Raw genomic sequence first — 16,089 nt, 5'->3', positions numbered from 1 at the left:
ACCGTCTTCCATAAAAAAAGGCTTCTTCATGAAGATGAAGAAGCCTTCCCATTTATAGTTAACCCCCAGTATAAAAGATGCGTTTTATCAATAGTCGTTGATACCGTAGAAATAAGTCCTGCCGCTGCCGGGGTAGGTGCCTTCCAGCTGGAAGTTGCCGCTTTGCTTGCTCAGCGCCGCTTTCAGCTCTTCCACCGTTCTTACCGGGATGCCGCCTGCTTTGGTGATCACGAAGCCGGGTTTCATATTCGTCTGGTCGCCCAGCACTCCGTCTTCACTGATGTCCGTCACCTTCACACCGCCGGCAATGCCGATGCGGGCTGCTTCCTGTTTCGAAAGGTCTTCGAACTGGCCGCCCAGTGATTCGATGATCGCACTGCCGGAGCGGGCGCCTGCAATGGAGCCCATCTTGCCTTTCAGCGTAGCGTTTACGGTGCTTTCGCTGCCGTTCCTGCTGTAGGTGAGGCTTACCTTATCGCCGGGCTTCAGCGTAGCGATCTTCTCGGAGAGCTGGGAGCCGCTGCTTACCACTGCATCGTTTACTTTGGTGATCACGTCGCCCTGTTTAATGCCCGCCGCAGCAGCCGCGCCGCTGGGATCGGTGCCGGCAACAAATACGCCGTTCACATCGTCTTTAATGCCCAGTTCTTTTTTCTGCGCATCGTCCAGGTTCTCAGGCGCCATGCTGATGCCGAGGTAGCCGCGTTGCACGCTGCCGAACTGCTTGATGTCGTTGATCACTTTTTTCATCAGGTTGGCAGGAATGGAATAGGCATATCCTGCGTAAGAGCCCGTGGGAGAAGCGATCGCCGCGTTGATGCCGATCAGTTCGCCATTCGTGTTTACCAGCGCGCCGCCGCTGCTGCCCGGGTTCACCGCAGCGTCCGTTTGCAGGAAAGCTTCCACGGGAGCGGGCCCCTGGCGGTTAATGCCGATGTTGCGTGATTTGGCGGAAATAATGCCCTGGGTAACGGTCACGTCCAGGTTCAGCGGGAAGCCGATGGCCAGCACCCACTGCCCCAGCCTCACATCGTCGGAGTTGCCGATGGCCACCGCGGGGAGGTTCTTACCGTCTATCTTGATCAGCGCCAGGTCCGTATTCGGGTCTGTGCCGATCACTTTGGCCTTGTAGTTCTTGCGGTCGTTCAGCGTAACGGTGATCTCCGTGGCATTGTCTACCACGTGGTTGTTGGTCACAATATACCCGTCTTCGCTGATGATCACACCGGAGCCGGAAGCGCGTTGTTCAGGGCGGTTGAACTGCCTGCGGCCGCCGTCGCCAAAGAAGTGGCGGAAAATATCGTCTTCCCCGTCGCCGAAGGGATTTTGATTCCCGGCGGTTTGTTTGTATTGAACGAGGGTTTTAATATGTACAACAGAAGGCACTGCCGCGCCTGCCGCTTTTTCAAAATCTACTGGCTGGGCCGCCGGCGCGCCGGTGTAGGCCGTTTTGATCAGGGGCTGGGAGGGGGCTTGCGCGATACTGTCGTAAAGATCCCCGGCCTTTCCGCTGAAAGCGAAAGCGCCGGCTGTAAAAGCTGCAGCCATCAGGCCGCCTGCAAGAAGATGTCTTTTGTTCATAGTATCCGGTTTAGATGGTGTAAAAATCACCGCCCATTCTGAATACATTCTGAATACCGGCCGGGTGCGGGGAAGAATTAACTTTTCATTTGCACTGTGAAGGAATGGTATTGGCTTTCGTAGGCGTAGCGGACCGTGAAGCCATAGAGGCCGCATATTTTATTGACGATCTCCAGCCCGAGGCCCATGCTGTCTGCATCTGCACTGCTTTTCGCGAAACGTTCGAATATCCGGTCTTCCGGCAGGGCGTAGGGCTGCCCCGTGTTGCGCACGCTGAAGGCACCGTTGGCCAGCTTCACGACGATCCTGCCGCCGGGAATGTTGTGGCGGATGGCATTGGAAAGCAGGTTGCCCAGCAAGACTTCCAGCAGGGTGGGGTTCACGTTTACGGTGATGTCATCGAGCCAGTCTTTTTCCAGCTGCAGGTTCTTTTGTTCTATCTGTGCCTGGTATTGGCTGAGCAGGTGTTCGGCCGTCTTTTTCACGGCAATTTCTTCTGTTTCGGGAAACTGCCCGTTCTGGATGCGGGTAAGCAGGATGAGCCCTTTGTTCAGCCGGGCCATGCGCTGGCTGGCGGTGGCCAGGTCTGTGATCAGTTCTGCCTGCTCTTCCGTAAGCGGGTCCGTTTGCATGAGCAGCTCCAGCTTTCCCTGGAAAATGGCCAGGGGCGTGCGCATTTCGTGGGACGCATTCTCCGCGAATTCCTTTTGCGCCACGTAGGCTTTGCGGCTGCGTTCTGCCAGCTGCTCTACGGCGGTGTTCAGTTCCCTGAATTCGGCCACAGCTGAATTGCCCAGTTGCAGCGGGTCGGCATCATCCACTTTATAGGCCCGCAGCTTGCGAAGCGTTTGATAGAACGGCTTCCAGATGCGCCGGGAAAGTTCCTGGTTCACCAGCAGCAGGCCTGCCAGCAATAAGATAAGCAGCACACACTGGAGCACAATGATGCTGCCGATCAGCTTTTGATGATTGGCAATGGAAGATTTGATCTGGAGGCGGTATGTTTCCTGGTTGATTACCAGGTGAGAGGAAAGCAGGCGGTGCGATTCGGAAGTATACAGGGAGTCGGGCACTTTCCCGCCCTGCGATTTTTCCAGCGTCACATCGTTGTTGAGCAAGGGATTGGGAGCGCCCGGTTTTATTTCCATCACCTGCAGCTGCGGTATCAGCTGGGTTTTGGTGGCTACGAGGTCCGCATCGATATTGGCGATCACGATCTTCCGCAGCACCAGGTAAAATACGGGCACAGCCACCAGCAGCAGTACCATGCTGAGGATGAAATAGTATTGTATGGTTTTGTTCAGAAGCCTCATCAGGATACCTCCATTTTATACCCCATGCCGTATACCGCTTTGATGCGGTCTTTCCAGCCGGCCGCCATTAGCTTGCGGCGGAGATTTTTCATATGGGCGTAAATGAAATCGTAGTTATCGAACAGCCCCTCCCCGTCTGCGCTGAGGTGCTCTGCAATAGCGTGTTTGCTTACTACACGGTTGCGGTTGGTGAGCAGGTACAGCAACAGGTCGTATTCCGTGCGGGTAAGTTCCACCGGCTGGCCGTTCACCTGTACGGTACGGGCCTGCGTGTTGAGGCTGAGTTCTTCGGCTTCCAGCAGGTTGCTGCCGGAAAAGCGGCGGCGGCGGATCACGGCGGCGATGCGGGCGCTCAGTTCCGAAAGGTGGAAGGGCTTGACGAGGTAATCGTCTGCCCCCAGTTGCAGGCCTTTGATGCGGTCATCTATGGAATCGCGGGCGGAGATGATGATCACCCCGTCTGTTTTATGATTTTCCTTGAGGGCCTGCAGTACATATAAACCATTGCCGTCCGGCAGGGAAATGTCCAGCAGGATGCAGTCGTAATCGAAACTCTCGATCTTGTCCAGCGCGGTTTTGCGGTCGGGCGCCAGCTCGCAGGTGTAGCTTTCCGCCTGGAGATAAGCGGCAATACTTTTGCCCAGGGCCAGTTCGTCTTCGATGATCAGGATCTTCATTTTTTCCGTTGGACGATGAATATACTAAAAAAAACAGTCCGCGGAATTGCTTCCGCGGACTGTACAGATCCATCATTATTAACAAATTGGCAGGCCTTGTGATTGCGGGAAGGCCGGAGCGGCGCCATAGCAGTCAGTTATGGCGCCGTGGCCTTAAAAATGGGAAATGGTTGGTTTCAGATCTTACAGGATAGCGTCAGGCGGTTGCGGGATCGGCGGCGCCGGATAATTTACCACCAAGTAATACAAGGCACTGCTTCCCCCGCAGCCTGACAAAGGCTTTATGATAAGGTTCAACGATGTTTCTCTGAGTTTTACATTCGTGTGCAGCACGAACAGGAGCGGGAGCACACCACAAAACGCAAATGACTATTCATGAGCTGATGCATTTAAGAGTTAAGGCCGCTGCCGTTGCGGCAGACCAGTGAATGTTTTGTGGTGGTAAATTATATACTCTATTATTTCTGTAGAATATGTAGGCAAATATACGATATGAAAGTTTACTTCCAAATTTTGCGGCCGGAAAATTTCGCAGGAAGGGATGAGTGGGGTTTGTCAGTCCCGCGGAATGCAGTGCCGTCGGGCAGTAACTGCCTGTCGTGGCTGAAACGGCCGTGTTTCAACATTTTTTTTTGTTTATTCGAAAAAGCGGCTAAATTTGCACTCCGTTCGGGGGGTTAGCTCAGTTGGTAGAGCGCTTGCATGGCATGCAAGAGGTCAGGGGTTCGACTCCCCTATCCTCCACAGAAGAGAAAAGGCCTTTGAAGAAATTCAGAGGCTTTTTTGTTTGTTATTCAATTAGACTTCATAGAGCGTCCCGAATGCTTTCGGGAAGGTCAGGGGTTCGACTCCCCTATCCTCCACAGAAAAGAAAAGGCCTTTGAAGAAATTCGGAGGCTTTTTTGTTTGTTATTCAATTAGACTTCATAGAGCGTCCCGAATGCTTTCGGGAAGGTCAGGGGTTCGACTCCCCTATCCTCCACAGAAAAGAAAAGGCCTTTGAAGAAATTCGGAGGCTTTTTTGTTTGTTATTCAATTAGACTTCATAGAGCGTCCCGAATGCTTTCGGCAAGGTCAGGGCTCACTTCTCCCCGGTCACCACGCCAGTTAAAAAATTATGAAAATTGGATTAATATTGAAAAAAATAGACAGACCGTTCTATTTATACAGAATAATGCTTACCTTTATGCCGGCATGAACAAAACAAGTCCGAAAGAACGAATCCTTGAAACAGCTTCAAGACTCTTTTATACTCAAGGGTATAACAATACCGGAATAAACCAGATCCTTGATGAAGCGAACGTCGCAAGGGCCAGTTTGTACCAGCATTTCGGGTCTAAAGACGAACTGGGGGTCCATTATTTAAAAGCCGGGCGGGAAGAATGGTTTGCCGGCCTTGAAAAATGGACTGACGGCAAAAAAACATCCGCGCAAAAGCTCACCGCCTGTTTCGATTTCCTTGAATATGCCTTGCGGAAGAACAGTTTCCTGGGCTGCCGGTTCATCAACATGCTTACAGAGATCGGAAGCACCAGCCCGCTGATGTCAAAAGAAATCCTGGAACATAAAGCAAAACTGAGAAACTTCTTCAAACACCTCACCGCAGGAGCTCTTGAGAACCGTCCTGAAAAGGATAAAGACCTTCTCGGCGATTCCATTTACCTGCTGTTTGAGGGGGCCATCGTTGAATCTAAAATCTATAAAGACGCCTGGCCCATTAAAAGAGCAAGAATGATGGCCAAATTGATTATAGAAGACATGGAATAACTACATTTTTTTCAATAAAAATAGACAGACCGATCTGTATTTATCTAATTTTATGAACAGAAGGACCGCCCTGAAGAATCTGTCAGCTTTAACGCTGGGTTCGCTGGTAAACGCAGGCGAAGTAAAAGGATCAATGGTAAGTACAACAGAACAACCGGTTGATTTTGAAGAAGTAAAAGAGCTTGCGCCGGATGTCTTCTTCAGCAAAGGCAAAGTGGAATACTTCAAAAGTGGCAACTACCAGGCAGTGGAATGCAATAATGGATGGATCGTTTTTGAAGACTTCGTAGTGCTGATAGACGCGAACTTTCCCGCAAAAGCAGAAATATTACTAAGAGAAATCGCAAAGACCACTTCAAAGCCCGTACGATACGTTTTTAACACGCATCACCATAGCGACCACATTTATGGGAACAGGTTCTGGTTTAGCCAGGGAGCAACAGCCATAGCCCACACCGGCGTTGTGGCCGAACTTCGGAAATATGAAACAGGCTATTATAGCAACAAACCCGGACGCTGGGAAAATTCGAGCAGCAGGAGAACAGATCTAATGGCTTATTCCCTCCTGCCCCCTTCCATGACTTTTGAAGAAAAACTGGTGATAGAAGACAGGCACAAACGGCTTGAACTGGTTCATCTCGGAGCCGGGCATACCAGAGGCGATGCCGTTGCATGGCTGCCGGAGCATAAAATACTCTTTACGGGAGACGCCTGCCTCAACGGACCTTACAACCTCTTCCTGGATGCAGAGCCCGGCTCCTGGATCAGGACGCTGGATAAAATGCACGCCCTGGGCGCCGAGATACTGGTGCCCGGTCACGGTGAGCTGGGCAATCACAGCACTGTAAAAAACCAGCAACGGTATTTCCAGGTGCTGTACGAATGGGTAACGGCTCAAAAACAGGCAGGACTCAGTTACGGCCAGCTTAAAGACAAACTCCCGGAACTAAGGACGATCATCAGGAATGACGAAAAAATAAAAACATATCTCATTCCCGAGCCGGCAGTGGTTCCCTCATTTTCATTGGAAGCACAGACGAAAAAAATATTTGAAGAGATCATTTTATAATCATTAATCGGTCAATCATGGAAAAAAGATTCCCCATTCCACCGTTTACTACGCAAACAGCACAACAAAAAGTGCAGGCCGCAGAAGATGCATGGAATACCCGCAATCCTGAAAATGTCAGCCTCGCCTACACTGCAGACACAGAATGGCGGAACCGTTCACTGTTCCTGAAGGGACGCAGCCAGGTAAAACAGTTCCTGGAAAGCAAATGGGAAAAAGAACTGGAATACAAATTAAAAAAAGAACTGTGGGCATTTAATGATAATAAAATAGCCGTCCGGTTCGAATATGAATGGCACGACCACTCGGGACAATGGTTCCGGTCGTATGGCAACGAAATGTGGGAATTTGACGAAGCCGGCTATATGGCAAAAAGGTATGCCAGTATAAATGATGTAGCTATAACTGAAAAAGAAAGAAAAATAAAATAATAATGAGCATGACAACAGAATCGACTGTATCCTCCATATCAAAATTACTTTCAGACGGACTTCAAAAAACAATAGCTGAAGTAGAGTTGTATAAAAATGAAGATGCCCTCTGGATTAAAGAGGGTGATATTAACAACTCGGCAGGAAACCTGGCGCTTCATATCGCAGGAGCGGTTAATCATTTCGTTGGCGCTGTGCTGGGACAGAACGGCTTTGTGCGGGACCGGGAAAAGGAATTCAGCCTGCGCGGGATAGCAAGGGAAGAAATTATTTCCCAGCTGAAAAAAGCCATGGAGGTAGTACCCGTGGTATTAGGCAATCTAACGGACGAAGATACATTCCGTGAATTCCCTGAAAAGATAGGCGGCAATGTATTTTCGGTCAATTTATTCCTTATTAAGCTCGTTGGACATGTCAATTACCACCTGGGCCAGATAAATTACCACCGGAGATTATTGCAGTCCTGATGCGTTACCGCGCCTGGAGCGTTGCTGCCGCCGGTATCCCTGGCTGTAACATCCGCAGCCTTCTGCACGTTAAAAGAAAAACAAATCTCCCCGATGCGGTCCCTCATCTGCCTCTCTCTATGCTTTTCCCTCCTGCTGTCTTCCTGTAAAAAAGAAGGAAGCGATCACCCGGTTTTCAATGGCTACTACAGCGGCGTGTTGTATACCGAGCAGTCCGGCATACGGGTGGATATCTACGAGGTCAGCTTCTGGTTCCACGGCAATAAATTTGACATCGTTCTAAAAAAATCAGGGCAGGATAACCAGGATAAGCTGGATAGCCAGGAGTTTATCATCCGCGGTGCAGACAGCGTGATCCTGCGCGGCGTAATGCCTTATTCATCCCAGTCTCCCGCGCCCTATGGATACATATCCGATGGCGACTCGCTCGTCCTGAAAAAAGTGATCCCGACGGACCGTTTCCATGTGATCCGCCTCAAACGGGGCTGAGCCGGAGTTTTTACCCTCCCTGATTTTTATTATTTTTAGGTTTTGACCAACCTTACCAACAAAACCTGGACCGATGAGGGTAAAAAATATTTCCCGGAACCTGATATTTGCCATTAGTATGACCACAGCCAGCACGCTGTCTGCCCAAACGCCGGCAGACAACAACCCGTTATTGCAGCCTTACAGCACTACTTTCAAAGTGCCGCCGTTTGCAGATATCAAACCCGCTCATTTTATGCCCGCATTCGACGCAGGCATGCAGCAACAGCAGGAAAAAATAAAAGCGCTTACTATGGTAAAAAGCGCGCCTACCTTTGAGAATACTATTGCGGCGCTTGAGCAAAGCGGCAAGCAGCTGCAACAGGTGGGCACCGTGTTCTTTAACCTTACCTCCGCCAACACCAATCCCGAACTGGAAGCGCTCAGCCGCCAGGTTGCGCCGCGCATGGCACAGCACAGCGATGATATCTACCTGAACCCTCAGCTGTTCAGCCGCGTGAAAAGCGTGTACGACCAGCGCGCTTCTCTGAAGCTCACACCCGAGCAGCAGCGCCTGCTGGAGAAAACTTATAAAGCCTTCGTGCGCGCCGGCGCCCAGCTGAATGAAGCGCAGCAGACGCAGATGCGCGGGATCAATAAAGAACTGTCGCTCCTCACCGTGAAATTCGGGCAGAACCTGCTGGCCGAAACGAATGGTTTCGAAATGATCGTGGACAGGCAGGAAGACCTTGCCGGGCTTCCCGCTTCTGTAGTGGCCGCAGCAGCAGCCTCTGCCAAAGAAGCCGGCAAAGAGGGCAAATGGCGCTTCACCCTGCACAACGCCAGCGTGATGCCTTTCCTCCAATACGCGCAAAACCGCGCCCTCCGCGAAAAAATGTACAAAGCCTACACCAACCGCTGCAATAACAACGACGAGCGCGACAACAAAGCCATCGTAGCCCAGCTGGCCGCCCTGCGCGCGGATAAAGCGGCATTGCTCGGTTATGCTTCGCATGCAGACTTCGTGCTGGAAGAGAACATGGCCAAAACGCCCTCCCAAGCCAATGAACTGCTGAACAAACTCTGGACCGCCGCCCTGCCCGTTGCAAAGAACGAAGCAGCGGAAATGCAAAAAGTAATGGACCGCGAAGGGAAAAACGAACAGCTCGAAGCCTGGGACTGGTTCTATTACGCAGATAAAGTAAGAAAGGAAAAATATAACTACGACGCTGAAGAGCTGCGCCCCTACTTCAAACTGGAAAATGTGCGCGAAGGCATTTTCGCCACTGCAAAAAAACTGTACGGCATCACGTTCACGCAGCTGAAAGACATTCCCGTGTACCAGGAAGACGTGACCGCTTACGAAGTAAAAGAAGCCAACGGCCAGCACATCGGGGTGATCTATATGGACTTTTTCCCGCGCAGCTCCAAGCGCGGCGGCGCATGGATGACCTCCTACCGCAAGCAGTCTGCCGAAAAAGGCGTGCGCACCGCGCCCGTTGTATCCATTGTATGCAACTTCACCAAGCCCAACGGCAACCAGCCCGCGTTGCTCACGCCCGATGAAGTGGAAACTTTCTTCCACGAATTCGGCCACGCATTGCATGGCCTGCTCTCTAACGTGCGCTACGAAACGCTTTCCGGCACTTCCGTTCCCCGCGACTTCGTGGAGCTGCCCTCCCAGATCATGGAGCATTGGGCATTTGAGCCGGAAGTATTGAAGATGTACGCCAAACATTATGAAACCGGCGAACTGGTGCCGGACGCTCTCGTGGCCAAAATGAAAGAGGCTTCTAAATTCAACCAGGGCTTTGCCACCGTGGAATACCTGGCTGCTTCCCTGCTGGACATGAACTATCACACCCTGCCCGCCGGCACAAAAGTGGACGCGCCAGCGTTTGAAAAACAGCAGATGGACAAGCTGGGCCTCATCCCGCAGATCGCGCCGCGTTACAGGAGCACTTACTTCCAGCATATTTTCTCCGGCGGTTATTCAGCAGGCTATTACAGCTACATCTGGTCTGAAGTGCTGGACAACGATGCCTTCGCCGCCTTCAAGGAAACGGGCAACATTTTCGATCCCGCCACTGCCAAGTCTTTCCGCACGAACGTGCTGGAAAAAGGCGGCACCGTAGAACCGATGGACCTGTACAAAGCATTCCGCCAGCGCGCGCCGGAAGTAAAGTTTTTGCTGAAAAGCAGGGGGTTGGAGAATTAAAATGCATTCAATGGAAAGCAGAAAATTTAGAATAATGCTATTAACAGTTGGAAAATTTTAGAAGAGAACAATTTTGTTCGCTTTCCCTCCCAAAATATATTTGCTGCCTAAAAGCAGTAATATTGAAGAACATTACAAAAGAAGTCGTTCAGAAATTTGTTTCGGAAAATAAATTCACTTTGAGTTGCACACAACCAAAATTATGCGTGCCTATTATTGACAGAATATATAGAAAGATGCTGGTTGGGATCAGGTTTACAGAATCAAAGTTGTAAACAGTATGATTTGTGATGGTCATCACAGGTATTTGGCATCTCTCCTGGCAAAATATTCCATCAACACAACTCCGTCTGTCCGCACATCAGCAATGAATACGATCAATTGGCGATCAGTGAATTTTGAAGAAACCGATTGGGATACCGCAGAGAAAATTAGCCTGTTAAATGAGCATGATGCAAATTATAATAACATATCAATTGACGAACTCGCCGAAATGTTAAAACAATCTGTAATTTCGCAGAATCATGTTGATTTTCTTAGATATAGATGGTGTTATGGTACCGGCCAAAGGCTGGAAAAGTCCTGAATTTTTGAATGATGGATTTCCTGCTTTTAGCAGCAAAGCGACTATTGCACTTCAGAATTTAATTTCTGAGGGTGCTACTATTATGCTCACTACATCGCATAAGTCAACTTTTAATATCGAGACCTGGAAAGATCTTTTCCAAAACAGAGGTATTAATATTGAAAATATAAAATCCCTTCCGGCCAACATTCATAATCTTAGCCGTAAAGATGAGATCATCAATTGGTTCGATTTGAATAATTTCACTGAGGATTTTGTAATTATCGATGATGATAAGTCCTTAAACGAACTTCCTGACTTTTTAAAGGCGCATTTAATACAGACCAGCTCATATGTGGGACTTACAGAAGAACTCCTACAAAGTGTTTATTCCAAAGCTTAATGCTGAACCAAGTTTAATAGTAAAAATCACTTATAAGAGAAAGGCCGGAAATGTTCCGGCTTTTTAGTTTCCGGATTCCCCCCTATACCTCCTATACTTTCTAACCCGTTTATCCTTCTCTCGCTTCATTAATTATCATTTTTGTATCAAATCGCCCTAATAAATAATTTTATTTAAAAAGTAGTACAGTATTAAAATATTAATTATTAATTTGAAGCTCACTTTTAAAATAATTAACTAAGTAAGTACCGGTTTTTCCCGGACCAGCCACGTAACCTATACGCATTTCAACCATTGCTTTGATAACATCGCGACGCATACCACGGACATAAACGCAAGTATCTCGAAACATATCAACCACAAATACGCTAATGAAACAAACAACATTCGCTATTCTGTTGCTGGTGCTGGCATCCCTCACATCAGCAGCGCAGGCCGTTAAGATCACCGGCAGGGTGACCGGGGAAGATGGGGAACCATTGGCCGGTGTATCCGTTATGGTGAAAGGCACTAAAACAGGCACAGCCACCAACGAAGCCGGCGTATTTTCCCTGAGCCCCCGGGAACTGAAAGGAACGCTGGTCTTCTCCAGCATCGGCTTCCTCACCAAAGAACTGCCGCTCACCAAAGTCACCGTATACAACGCCATGCTCACGCAGGACCCGCAGGCCCTGAAACAGGTCGTGGTAGTGGGTTACGGCACTGTTCAGCGTAAAGACCTCACAGGCTCGGTAGGCAGCGTGAACGTGGCCGATCTTCAAAAAGCCCCGGTGAAGTCTTTCGACGAGGCCCTGGCAGGCCGCGTGGCCGGCGTACAGGTCACCTCCTCCGAAGGCCGCCCCGGCGCTGCTATCGACATCGTGATCCGCGGCGGTAACTCCGTGACCCAAAAGAACTCGCCGCTGTTCGTCATAGACGGCTTCCCCCTGGAAGACCCCGGCGGCGACAACGAAAGCAATCCCATCAACGCGCTGGACCCGGCAGATATCGAGTCTATCGACATCCTCAAAGACGCTTCCGCCACTGCCATCTACGGCGCGCGCGGCGCCAACGGCGTAGTGGTGATCACCACCAAACGCGGTAAAGCAGGTAAAACCGCCATTAATTACAATACTTACTTCGGCTGGCAGGAAAGCAACAAACGCCTCGCTGTATTGAGCCCTTACGAGTTCATCAAGCTGCAGAACGAGATCGACCCCATCATGACCATGACGCTTTACCGCGTCAGGAACGAAAATGGCGTGAAAGATACCCTGCCCCTGGAATATTATAACAACGTGCAGGGCATCAACTGGGAAGACCAGGTAATGCAAACCGCCCCCATGCAAAGCCATCACCTTTCCCTTGGCGGCGGCAACGACAAAACGAAGTTCAACGCGTCCTTCTCTTATTTCGACCAGCAGGGCATCATCATCAACTCCGGTTTTAAAAGGCTGCAAGGCCGCCTGAGCCTGGATCACAGCGTGAACAACAAGCTGAAGGTAGGCATGAACGCCGCGTATGCCAACGTAAAACGTTACGGCACACCCACTTCATCCAGCAACTACAACAACGAGCTGAACCTGCTCTTCAGCGTATGGGCGTACCGCCCCATCACGCTGCTCAACTCCACCACCAATCTCATCGAAGAAGGGACCGATCCCGAGGTGGAACCGGGCTTCGATTTCAGGTGGAACCCTATCATCACTACCAAAAACGAACTCCGCGAAAACTATAACGACAACTTTTCCATCAATGCTTACGGCGAATACGCCATCCTGCCCAGCCTGAAATTCAGGAGCAGCATCGGCTACACCAAAGGCGCCACCCGCGTAGACGTGTTCAACAACGGGCTTTCCCGCAGCGGCAACCCCACCACAAACAACCAGGTGAACGGCGGCATGACGTATATCAACTCCACCAGCTGGCTAAATGAGAACACCCTCACCTGGAATAAAAAGATCAACCAGCACCAGAGCCTGTCTGTACTCGGCGGTTTCACTATGCAGGAAGGCAGCAGCAATGCATTCGGCGCTTACGCCAAACTGCTGCCCAACGAAGGTTTGGGCCTGAGCGGATTGGATGAGGGCGTTCCATTATCCATCTCCTCCACTTCTTCTGCCTGGAGCCTCGCATCCTTCCTTGGACGTGTGAACTACAACATCAAATCCAAATACCTCTTCACCGCATCGTTCCGTACAGACGGTTCTTCCCGCTTCAGCAACGGCAACCGCTGGGGTTCCTTCCCTTCCGGCGCGCTCGCATGGCGCTTTGGCGCAGAGCCTTTCATGGAACCGCTGCGTTTCATTTCAGATGCCAAACTGCGCACCAGCTGGGGCATTACGGGCAACAACAACGTGGGCAATTTTTCTAACTACATGAACTACATCACGCCCACCACCGGCGGTTATTCATTCGGCAATATCCAGAACCCGGGTAGCTATCCCGGTTCCATGGGCAACCCCGACCTGAAATGGGAAAGGACCGCGCAGACAGACATCGGGCTGGATCTCGGTTTCTTTGAAGACCGCATCAAACTGGCCGTGGACCTCTACCGCAAAAACACCAGCAACCTGCTGCTGAATGCCAATCTTCCCGGCAGCACCGGTTATGCGTCACAGTTCAAGAACATCGGCAAGGTGCGCAACCAGGGCCTGGAGATCAGCCTCTTCGCCAATGTCGTGAAAAGAAAAGATTTCAACTGGAATTCCAGTTTCAACATTTCCTTCAACCGCAACAAAGTGCTGGAGCTGGCGGAAAACGAGCTGTCTATGCTCACCACCCAGTACTGGGGCGACGACTGGGTGCTGATACCGGCATACATTGCGAAAGTGGGCGCGCCCGTGGCACAGTTCTACGGCCATGTTTCAGACGGCGTGTACAAATATTCCGACTTCGATAAAGTGGGTAACAATTATATCCTGAAAGACAATGTGACCGCTAATGGCGAAGTGCGCACCAATGTGCAGCCCGGCGACATCAAATACAAAGACCTGAACGGCGACCTGCTGATAGACGACTACGACAAGACCGTGATCGGGAACCCGCTGCCCGTGCATACCGGCGGCTTCAGCAACAACTTTGAATACAAAGGTTTTGATCTCGGCATTTTCTTCCAGTGGAGCTATGGCAACGACATCTACAACGCCAACCGCCTGATGCTGGAAACCGGCTACAAATACAATACGAACCAATATGCTTCCTACGCGAACCACTGGAGCCCGGAGAACCCGGAATCCAACATCCCGCGGGTGAAGGGCACCACGCTCAAGACCTACGCCACCTGGATGGTGGAAGACGGTTCTTTCCTCCGCCTCAAAACGGTGCAGCTGGGTTACAACCTCCCGCAGCGCATGCTGAGAAGAGCGAAGATCAGCGCCGTCCGTGTGTATGCTTCCGCGCAGAACCTTTACACCTGGACGAATTACTCCGGCTACGATCCCGAAGTATCCATCCGCAACAGCGCGCTTACGCCCGGCTTCGACTATTCCGCTTACCCGCGGCCGAAAACAGCTACCATAGGCTTAAACGTTACCTTCTAATTCTAAAATGGCGAGAACATGAAATACATCCTGTATAGCTTCCTGATATTGTCTACCGGCGCCATATCCTGCAACAAATTCCTGGATAAAACGCCGACGGACTTCCCGTTGCCGAAAAATTATTTCAAAACCGAGAACGACGTAAACACCGCGCTCAGCGGCATTTACGACCCGCTGGGCAAAACCGGCACCTACGGCCGTACGCTCTTTTTCGAACTGGATATGAGCGATGAAGGTTTCAACGCCCTGTCTTCCACCACCATTGACCTCTCCATCAACAACTACACCTCGTCCGACACGAAGGTGAACAACCTCTGGAACCTGCTGTACCAGGGCATCAATCGGGCGAATGTTTTTTTGGAGAATATTGATAATGCGGACCTGCAGATGGACGAAGCCAAACGCAAGGCTGCCAAAGGCCAGGCGCTTTTCCTGCGGGCATATTATTATTTCATGCTCGTGAGCAACTGGGGCGAGGTGCCGGTCCGGCTTGAATCCATCAAGGACGTGAACGACGTAAGCCGCGCCAGGACGCCTTCTGCGCAGATCTATGCATTCATTGTAAAAGATATGGAAGCAGCTGCGGACCTCGTGAACCCGATCTCTGCCTACACCTACAACAGCCGCATCACCAAATCTGTTGTGTGGGGCATCCTGGCGAGGGTGAACCTCAAGATGGCGGGTTATCCCTTAAACGATGCATCGCGCTGGGCAGAGGCCCGTAAATGGGCGCTGAAGGCTATGGAACCGGCGAACGGGCATGCGCTCAACCCGGATTACAAACAGATCTTCATCAACCAGTGCCAGGATAAATACGATACCAGGGAAGTGCTCTGGGAGGTGGAATTCAATAAAGTGAACAACGGCAGCCAGGATGAAGAAGGCTCCGTGGGCTCCATCAACGGCATCGGTTCGTCTGACCGCAGCATGTACAGCTACGGCGCCGTGCACATCACGGAAAGGTATTACCGCGCATTCGCCGCAGGCGATCTCCGCCGCGACTGGACCAGCAATTCCTATTACTACGGCACCGTTGGCGGCGTGCCGAATTCCAAGATCCCCTATCCTGCCACTTCCATTTACAACCGTTGCAATGCGAAATGGAGAAGGGAATATGAAACCGCGCTGCCCAAGAATATCAACACCTCTTCCATTAACTTTCCCATTCTACGCTATTCAGACGTGCTGCTGATGTTTGCCGAAGCGGAGAACGAGCTGAGCGGCCCTACCGCGGATGCTTATGCAGCGGTGAACCAGGTGAGAAAAAGAGCTTACGGCCTGCTGCTGCCCGCGCCTCCCGACCCGGCTGCGGATGCGGACCTGCCGGGCGGTCTGGACCAGGTGTCTTTCCGCGAAGCCGTACGCAAAGAACGTTCGCTGGAGTTGGGTTTTGAAGCCATCCGCCGCCACGACCTCATCCGCTGGGGCATTTATATCTCCACGATGAAAGACCTCGCCAACGAGATCACCACTACGGCGCCCGCGGCTTACAAATATGCTTCCCGCCATGGCGACAACCTGGGCCAGCGTCACCTTCTGCTGCCCATTCCCAGCTCCGAAATGGCCATCAACAAAGCACTTGTTCAAAACCCGGAATGGTAACCTGATT

Annotated in this window: 12 protein-coding genes and 1 tRNA gene; 10 read left to right on the top strand and 3 right to left on the bottom strand. The window is 51.0% G+C overall.

Going from position 1 to position 16,089, the window contains the following annotated elements:
- Positions 1–87: 87 nt before the first annotated feature.
- From R3I13_RS08810 to R3I13_RS08800, 3 genes are all read right to left on the bottom strand, one after another.
- A complete protein-coding gene (locus R3I13_RS08810) occupies positions 88–1,581 on the bottom strand; it encodes a trypsin-like peptidase domain-containing protein (protein ID WP_346317558.1) in 1,494 nt (497 codons plus the stop codon).
- Between the two features lie 77 nt (positions 1,582–1,658).
- On the bottom strand, positions 1,659–2,894 hold the full coding sequence (locus R3I13_RS08805) for a HAMP domain-containing sensor histidine kinase (protein ID WP_346317557.1): 1,236 nt from the start codon (positions 2,892–2,894) through the stop codon (positions 1,659–1,661).
- Positions 2,894–3,571 (bottom strand): response regulator transcription factor, encoded by a 678-nt coding sequence (locus tag R3I13_RS08800; RefSeq protein ID WP_346317556.1) that lies wholly within the window; start codon positions 3,569–3,571, stop codon positions 2,894–2,896. The genes R3I13_RS08805 and R3I13_RS08800 overlap by 1 nt, the downstream gene beginning before the upstream one ends.
- 671 nt (positions 3,572–4,242) lie before the next feature.
- Here R3I13_RS08800 and R3I13_RS08795 point away from each other — a divergent pair.
- The 10 genes from R3I13_RS08795 to R3I13_RS08750 all read left to right on the top strand — a co-directional run bounded on the left by R3I13_RS08795 (position 4,243) and on the right by R3I13_RS08750 (position 16,082).
- Positions 4,243–4,315, top strand: a tRNA-Ala gene (locus R3I13_RS08795).
- Positions 4,316–4,570: 255 nt separating this feature from the next.
- Positions 4,571–5,338: a TetR/AcrR family transcriptional regulator gene (locus R3I13_RS08790; RefSeq protein ID WP_346317555.1), complete on the top strand. Its 768-nt coding sequence runs from the start codon at positions 4,571–4,573 to the stop codon at positions 5,336–5,338.
- A 52-nt stretch (positions 5,339–5,390) separates the two neighbouring features.
- Complete coding sequence (locus tag R3I13_RS08785) at positions 5,391–6,407, top strand: MBL fold metallo-hydrolase (RefSeq protein ID WP_346317554.1); 1,017 nt, start codon at positions 5,391–5,393, stop codon at positions 6,405–6,407.
- Between the two features lie 17 nt (positions 6,408–6,424).
- Positions 6,425–6,838, top strand: coding sequence for a nuclear transport factor 2 family protein (locus R3I13_RS08780; RefSeq protein WP_346317553.1), 414 nt, complete (start codon positions 6,425–6,427; stop codon positions 6,836–6,838).
- Positions 6,839–6,846: 8 nt separating this feature from the next.
- Entirely contained in the window at positions 6,847–7,305 is a 459-nt protein-coding gene (locus tag R3I13_RS08775; RefSeq protein WP_346317552.1) for a DUF1572 family protein, read from the top strand.
- Positions 7,306–7,398: 93 nt separating this feature from the next.
- Positions 7,399–7,794 carry a hypothetical protein gene (locus R3I13_RS08770; RefSeq protein ID WP_346317551.1) on the top strand — a complete coding sequence of 132 codons (396 nt, stop codon included), beginning with the start codon at positions 7,399–7,401 and terminating at the stop codon, positions 7,792–7,794.
- A 118-nt stretch (positions 7,795–7,912) separates the two neighbouring features.
- Positions 7,913–9,991, top strand: a complete 2,079-nt coding sequence (locus R3I13_RS08765) for a M3 family metallopeptidase (RefSeq protein ID WP_346317550.1) — start codon at positions 7,913–7,915, stop codon at positions 9,989–9,991.
- A 524-nt stretch (positions 9,992–10,515) separates the two neighbouring features.
- Entirely contained in the window at positions 10,516–10,959 is a 444-nt protein-coding gene (locus tag R3I13_RS08760) for an HAD domain-containing protein (protein ID WP_346317549.1), read from the top strand.
- Between the two features lie 371 nt (positions 10,960–11,330).
- Complete coding sequence (locus tag R3I13_RS08755) at positions 11,331–14,480, top strand: TonB-dependent receptor (RefSeq protein ID WP_346317548.1); 3,150 nt, start codon at positions 11,331–11,333, stop codon at positions 14,478–14,480.
- 18 nt (positions 14,481–14,498) lie between these two features.
- Positions 14,499–16,082: a RagB/SusD family nutrient uptake outer membrane protein gene (locus R3I13_RS08750; RefSeq protein ID WP_346317547.1), complete on the top strand. Its 1,584-nt coding sequence runs from the start codon at positions 14,499–14,501 to the stop codon at positions 16,080–16,082.
- Positions 16,083–16,089: the final 7 nt, after the last annotated feature.

Source organism: Chitinophaga sp. YIM B06452 (assembly GCF_039655965.1).
Lineage (GTDB): Bacteria > Bacteroidota > Bacteroidia > Chitinophagales > Chitinophagaceae > Chitinophaga.
Note: the sequence above shows the minus strand (reverse complement) of the source record. Positions and strands in the feature narration are given on the sequence as shown.

Coding starts and splice junctions, on each gene's coding strand:
- R3I13_RS08810 (WP_346317558.1), bottom strand. CDS start 1,581: ATGAACAAAAGACATCTTCTTGCAGGCGGCCTGATGGCTGCAGCTTTT.
- R3I13_RS08775 (WP_346317552.1), top strand. CDS start 6,847: ATGACAACAGAATCGACTGTATCCTCCATATCAAAATTACTTTCAGAC.
- R3I13_RS08750 (WP_346317547.1), top strand. CDS start 14,499: ATGAAATACATCCTGTATAGCTTCCTGATATTGTCTACCGGCGCCATA.
- R3I13_RS08780 (WP_346317553.1), top strand. CDS start 6,425: ATGGAAAAAAGATTCCCCATTCCACCGTTTACTACGCAAACAGCACAA.
- R3I13_RS08755 (WP_346317548.1), top strand. CDS start 11,331: ATGAAACAAACAACATTCGCTATTCTGTTGCTGGTGCTGGCATCCCTC.
- R3I13_RS08785 (WP_346317554.1), top strand. CDS start 5,391: ATGAACAGAAGGACCGCCCTGAAGAATCTGTCAGCTTTAACGCTGGGT.
- R3I13_RS08765 (WP_346317550.1), top strand. CDS start 7,913: ATGACCACAGCCAGCACGCTGTCTGCCCAAACGCCGGCAGACAACAAC.
- R3I13_RS08805 (WP_346317557.1), bottom strand. CDS start 2,894: ATGAGGCTTCTGAACAAAACCATACAATACTATTTCATCCTCAGCATG.
- R3I13_RS08770 (WP_346317551.1), top strand. CDS start 7,399: ATGCGGTCCCTCATCTGCCTCTCTCTATGCTTTTCCCTCCTGCTGTCT.
- R3I13_RS08800 (WP_346317556.1), bottom strand. CDS start 3,571: ATGAAGATCCTGATCATCGAAGACGAACTGGCCCTGGGCAAAAGTATT.
- R3I13_RS08760 (WP_346317549.1), top strand. CDS start 10,516: ATGTTGATTTTCTTAGATATAGATGGTGTTATGGTACCGGCCAAAGGC.